Origin of the sequence: Thermoactinomyces sp. CICC 10523, assembly GCF_016055105.1 — a bacterium.
GTDB lineage: Bacteria > Bacillota > Bacilli > Thermoactinomycetales > Thermoactinomycetaceae > Thermoactinomyces_A > Thermoactinomyces_A daqus.
In genome coordinates, this window is the sequence record NZ_JAECVX010000048.1 from 1 (window position 1) to 755 (window position 755).

Annotated in this window: 1 protein-coding gene; it reads left to right on the plus strand. The window is 60.3% G+C overall.

The genetic code is table 11. The features are described 5' to 3' along the window. On the plus strand, positions 1 to 755 hold a 755-nt coding region (locus I8U19_RS17125; protein WP_198056625.1), incomplete at both ends, for a beta-ketoacyl [acyl carrier protein] synthase domain-containing protein.

The following is a 755-nucleotide window of genomic DNA, read 5'->3' on the forward strand; positions in this document are numbered from 1 at the left end:
GGCGATTACAAGTATCTGACCGGTTTTGATGCCCCGATCACGTCCAACCATGACGCGATTCTCGCGGCCCGGCTCTCTTATGTACTCAATCTGAACGGCCCCAACCTGGCCGTCAATACCGCCTGTTCCTCCGGACTGGTGGCTGTCCATCTCGCCTGCCAGAGCCTGCGCAGCGGCGACTGCGATACAGCCATTGCCGCCGGAGTCAACCTGATCCTCGTCCCGCAGACGCTCGAAGCGATCGGGCAGGCGGGAATGCTCTCGCCGGATGGGCGGTGTTATGCCTTTGACCAAAGAGCCAACGGCATGGTTCCCGGTGAAGCCGTGGCCGTGGTCGTGCTGAAGCCCCTTTCCCGGGCGATCGCGGACAAGGACCCGATCCATGCGGTGATCCGGGGCAGCGGCATCAACTATGACGGCAAGACCAACGGCATTACCGCGCCCAGCGGGGTGGCGCAGACACAACTGTACAAAGAGGTGTATGACCAGTACGGGATTAACCCGGAAGATCTGGAGTATATCGTGGCCCACGGAACGGGAACGCGCCTGGGTGACCCGGTGGAGGTCAACGCGCTTCGCGATGCTTTTCAAAGCTATACCGACAAGGAAAACTTCTGCGCCCTGACCTCGACCAAAACCCATTTCGGCCACACCTTTGCCGCCTCCGGTCTGGTCAGTCTGATCAGCCTGGTGCAGGCGATGCGCCATGAGACCATCCCGGGCAGCCTCCATTGTGAGCAGGAAAATGAATACAT